This is a genomic window from Streptomyces corynorhini (assembly GCF_003346515.1).
Classification (GTDB): domain Bacteria; phylum Actinomycetota; class Actinomycetes; order Streptomycetales; family Streptomycetaceae; genus Streptomyces; species Streptomyces corynorhini.
This window is the reverse complement of the sequence record NZ_QQNA01000279.1, coordinates 1-4,555: the sequence shown is the minus strand read 5'-3', so window position 1 is coordinate 4,555 and position 4,555 is coordinate 1. Positions and strand designations below refer to the sequence as shown.

The 4,555-nt window shown below is 74.5% G+C and carries 5 protein-coding genes and 1 pseudogene; 5 read left to right on the top strand and 1 reads right to left on the bottom strand.

Annotated features, from left to right (window positions below; genetic code table 11):
• Positions 1 to 849: mycothiol synthase (gene mshD, locus DVH02_RS28710; RefSeq protein ID WP_114626772.1), on the top strand; the 849-nt coding region annotated here is incomplete at its 5' end.
• 174 nt (positions 850 to 1,023) lie between these two features.
• On the opposite strand, the gene DVH02_RS28705 is transcribed toward mshD, so the two are convergent.
• Positions 1,024 to 1,635 (bottom strand): LysE/ArgO family amino acid transporter, encoded by a 612-nt coding sequence (locus DVH02_RS28705; RefSeq protein WP_114626771.1) that lies wholly within the window; start codon positions 1,633 to 1,635, stop codon positions 1,024 to 1,026.
• Positions 1,636 to 1,712: 77 nt separating this feature from the next.
• Here DVH02_RS28705 and DVH02_RS28700 point away from each other — a divergent pair, with 77 nt between their 5' ends.
• The 4 genes and pseudogenes from DVH02_RS28700 to DVH02_RS28685 all read left to right on the top strand — a co-directional run.
• Positions 1,713 to 2,690 (top strand): LysR family transcriptional regulator ArgP, encoded by a 978-nt coding sequence (locus tag DVH02_RS28700; protein ID WP_114626770.1) that lies wholly within the window; start codon positions 1,713 to 1,715, stop codon positions 2,688 to 2,690.
• Positions 2,691 to 2,784: 94 nt separating this feature from the next.
• Positions 2,785 to 3,279: a GntR family transcriptional regulator gene (locus tag DVH02_RS28695; RefSeq protein WP_114626769.1), complete on the top strand. Its 495-nt coding sequence runs from the start codon at positions 2,785 to 2,787 to the stop codon at positions 3,277 to 3,279.
• Positions 3,276 to 4,220: an ABC transporter ATP-binding protein gene (locus tag DVH02_RS28690; RefSeq protein ID WP_114626768.1), complete on the top strand. Its 945-nt coding sequence runs from the start codon at positions 3,276 to 3,278 to the stop codon at positions 4,218 to 4,220. Before DVH02_RS28695 ends, DVH02_RS28690 begins: the two co-directional genes overlap by 4 nt.
• Positions 4,217 to 4,555 (top strand): annotated as a pseudogene (locus tag DVH02_RS28685) (hypothetical protein); the annotation flags it as partial. The gene DVH02_RS28690 and the pseudogene DVH02_RS28685, both read left to right, overlap by 4 nt.

Here is a 4,555-nt window from a genome sequence, read left to right as displayed (position 1 = left end):
GAGGACGTCCTCGGCCTGCTCGCGGAGGCGACCGCCTCGGACGGCGTGCAGGCCGTCTCCGAGCAGGGCCGCCTCCAGTTGCGCGGCGGCCACCGGGAGGGCGTACGGCACTTCCTGCTCACCGCCGACGGCGAACTCGTCGGCTACGGCCAGCTGGAGGACACCGACCCCATCGAGGCGCCCGCCGCCGAGCTGGTCGTCCGTCCCGGCCGCAGGGGCCGGGGCCACGGCCGGGCGCTGGGCACCGCGCTGCTGGCCGCCTCGGGGAAGCGGCTGCGGGCGTGGGCGCACGGCGGGAAGTCGGCCGCGCGCCATCTGGCGCAGGTGCTCGGGCTGACGCTCTTCCGCGAACTGCGCCAGCTGCGCCGCCCGTTGAACCCCCTGGCGGTCGCGGAACCGGTGCTGCCCGCCGGGGTCACCGTCCGTACCTTCGTACCCGGGCAGGACGACGCGGCCTGGCTCGCGGTCAACGCCGCCGCGTTCGCGCACCACCCCGAGCAGGGCGGGCTGACCCAGCGGGACCTGGACGACCGTGTGGCGGAGCCGTGGTTCGACCCGAAGGGGTTCTTCCTGGCGGAGCGCGACGGCGAGCTGATCGGTTTCCACTGGACCAAGGCGCACGCCGAGGAGCAGCTCGGCGAGGTGTACGTCCTCGGCATCAGGCCCGACGCGCAGGGCGGCGGCCTGGGCAAGGCGCTGACGGCGATCGGGCTGCGGCATCTGGCGGCGGAGGGGCTGCCGACGGCGATGCTGTACGTGGACGCGGACAACACGGCGGCGGTGACGGTGTACGAGCGGCTCGGCTTCGTCACGCACGAGGTGGACCTGATGTACCGCACGGAGTCCTGAGCGCGCGTACCGCGTACCCGCTTACGGAAGGACCGGCTGCCGCGTACCCGGGTACGGCGGGACCGGCTGCCGCATACCCCGCGTACCCGCGTACCCGCCGCCGCGAGAGGGAGCCCGTACGAACGAACCGCCTCATCACCGCCCCGCGCGCCTCCTCCGAGCCCGCCCGGCCGCTCACGCCCCCGCGGCCAGCACCGCCGCGCCCGCCAGCATCGTCGTGGCCACCAGGCCGTCGAGGACGCGCCAGGACGAGGCGCGGCGGAAGAACCCGGCCAGCAGCCGGGCGCCGTAGCCGAGCGCGGCGAACCAGCACAGGCTGGCCAGCACCGCCCCGGCGCCGAACTCCCAGCGCAGCGAGCCGTAGGTAGCCGCGACGGCGCCGAGCAGCAGCACCGTGTCCAGGTAGACATGGGGGTTGAGCCAGGTCATGGCGAGGCAGGTCAGCACGGCCCGGCGTCCCGAGCGGGTCTCCGGTCCGCCGCCGTGCAGGCCCGACGGCCGGCAGACCCGGCGGACGGCGAGGACCCCGTAGCAGAGCAGGAAGGCCGCGCCGACGACGCGCACCGCCGTCAGCGCCGACGGCCAGGCGGTGACCAGCACGCCGAGGCCACCGACCCCGCAGGCGATGAGGACCGCGTCGGAGAGCGCGCAGATCGACACCACCGGCAGCACGGCCTCGCGGCGGATGCCCTGGCGCAGGACGAAGGCGTTCTGCGCGCCGATGGCGACGATGAGCGAGAGGCCGGTGCCGAATCCGGCGGCCGTGGCGGTGAGCGCGGTTCCCATACGGGCACGCTAAGGATCCGGCCGTACCTTAGACCAGCTAAATTTTCTTACGCACCATGAGCGGAAATAATGTCGCCATGATGTCCGAGCTGCCCCATGACCTGGTCCGTACCCTGCTCGCGGTGTGCGACGAGGGGACCTTCGACGCCGCCGCCGGCGTCCTGCATGTGACGCCCTCCGCCGTGAGCCAGCGCGTCAAGGCGCTGGAGCAGCGCACCGGCCGGGTGCTGGTGACCCGTACGAAGCCGGTCAGGCCGACCGCGTCCGGGCAGGTCGTGGTCCGCTACGCGCGCCAGCTGGCCCGGCTGGAGGGCGACGCGCGTGCCGCGCTCGGGATGGACGACGCCGGGGAGCACACGCGGCTGTCCGTGGCGGTCAACGCGGATTCGCTGGCGACCTGGTTCCTGCCCGCGCTCGCGACGCTCGCGCACGACGCGCGGCTCTGCTTCGACCTGCGCCGCGAGGACGAGGCCCACACGGCGGAGCTGCTGCGCGAGGGCGAGGTGATGGCGGCGGTGACCTCCTCGCCCGACGCGGTGGCGGGCTGCTCGGTGCGCCGGCTCGGCAGCATGAGCTATCTGCCGGTCGCCGCACCGGAGTTCGCCGCGCGCTGGCTGACCGGTGACACCGTGGAGCGGCTGCTGCCGCGCGCGCCCCTGATCTGCTTCGACCGCCGCGACGAATTCCAGGACGTCTTCGTGCGCGAACTCACGGGCGCGAGCGGTGAGAACAGCGGGAGCGGCGGGAGCGGCGGGAGCGAAAGGAACGGCGGGAACGGCACCAGCGCTGGGAGCGGCGGGAGCGGCGCCAGCGCCCTGCGCCACCGCATCCCCTCCAGCGAGGGCTTCGCCGACGCGGTGACGGCCGGGCTGGGGTGGGGGCTGGTGCCGAGGAGCCAGGCCGAGCCCCGGCTGCGTTCGGGCGCGCTGGTGGGCATCGCCCCGGGCCGGATCCTGCGGGTCCCGCTGTACTGGCAGCAGTGGCGGCTCGACTCGCCCGCGCTGGCGGCGGTGTCGGAGGCGGTGGCCGCGGCGGCGGCGCGCTCGCTCGAATGACCCGCTGAACGCGGTGCGGGGGCTGGGGCGCTTGACGCCGCCGTCTCCGTACACCACCCTTTCACTACTTCCTTAGTGAAAGGGTGGTTGCGCGGTGATCGAGTACCGCATCGACCGGCGCAGCGGGGTGGCCACCTACCTCCAGATCGTCCAGCAGACCAAGCAGGCCCTGCGCCTGGGCCTGCTGGAACCCGGCGACAGGCTGCCCACGGCCCGCGAGGTCGTGGAGGCCACCGCGATCAACGCGAACACCGTCCTCAAGGCCTACCGCGAGCTGGAGCGCGAGGGGCTGGCCGAAGGGCGGCGCGGGCTCGGGACGTTCGTACGGGGGACCCTCGGCCGGGGCTCCGAGGACGGCGCCCTGCGCGCGGAGCTGGCCGCCTGGACGGACCGGGCCCGTGCCGAGGGGCTCGACCAGGACGACATGACGGCGCTCTTCGCCTCGGTGACGCGGGAGCGTTTCACGACCGGCGGCCCGACCGGCGGCCCGACCAGCGACACAACAAGCGGCCCGACCAGCGGCCCGACCGGCAGCACAACAAGCGACACGACCGGCAGCACGACCGGCAAGGGGGACGAAGAAGGATGACAGCGACGGCGATCGAGGCGGCGGGCCTCGGCAAACGGTACGGAGGGCCGCTCGGCCCGATCGGACGGCGCGGACTGCGCGGGCGGCGCGGGCGGCGGGCGCACTGGGCCCTGCGCGACTGCTCCTTCCGTATCCCCACCGGGCGGATCTGCGCCCTCGTCGGCCCCAACGGCGCCGGCAAGTCCACCCTCCTCGCCCACGCGGCCGGGCTGCTGGCACCCACCGAGGGCGCGCTCCGTGTCCTCGGCTCGGCCGAACCCGCCGCCGTGCGGCAGCGCGTCGCGTACGTGGCCCAGGACAAGCCGCTCTACCCGCGGCTGACGATCGGCGAGACGCTGCGCATGGGCCGCGAGCTGAACCCGGAGCGCTGGGACGACACGATCGCCGAACGCGTCCTCGCGGAGGGGCGGTTGGACCACGACCGGCGCGTCCGCGCGCTCTCCGGCGGCCAGCGCACCCGCGTCGCGCTCGCCCTCGCGCTCGGCAAGCGCCCCGAACTGCTGCTGCTGGACGAGCCGATGGCCGACCTCGACCCGCTCGCCAGGCAGCAACTCATGGGCGTCCTGCTCTCCGACGCGGCGGAGCGCGGTACGACCGTCGTGATCTCCTCGCACATCGTCACCGAGCTGGAGAACACCTGCGACTACCTGCTGCTCGTGAACGGCGGTCAGGTGCGGCTCGGCGGGGAGGTCGAGGACCTGCTCCACGCGCACACCCTGGTGACCGGCCCCGCCGCCGATCTCACGCCGCACACCGTCGTCGAGTCCCGCCCGTCGGGGCGCGGGCTCACCGCGCTCGTACGCCCCGAGGGCCCGCTGGCCGACGGCTGGCGGGCCGACGCGCCGTCCCTGGAGGAGCTGCTGCTCGCGCATCTGCGCTCGCCGGAGGCCCCGGTCCTGCTCACGCCGTCCGCCACGACGCCGACGGAGGTGGCGGCATGAGCACGCTGACCCCGCGCGGCAGGACGCCGGTCCTGCGCGGCCCGGCCTGGGTGACCGGGCGGCTGCACCGGCGCTCCCTGTGGACGGCGCTGGTGATCCTGGTGCTGCTGACGGGGGCCCTGCTCGGCCTGTGGTGGACCGCCGCCGCCACGCACACCGACTTCGCGGCCACCGGATGCCCCCTCTGGGACAACACGCGGGAGTGCGACGGGCCTGCCAGGCGCTACCTGGACGCCGAGTACCGCTTCTACTGGCTGCTCAAGATCCTGGATCTGCTGCTGCCGGTCCTGCCCGCGGCCGTCGGGGCGTTCGTCGCGGGCAGGACCGGCAGCAGC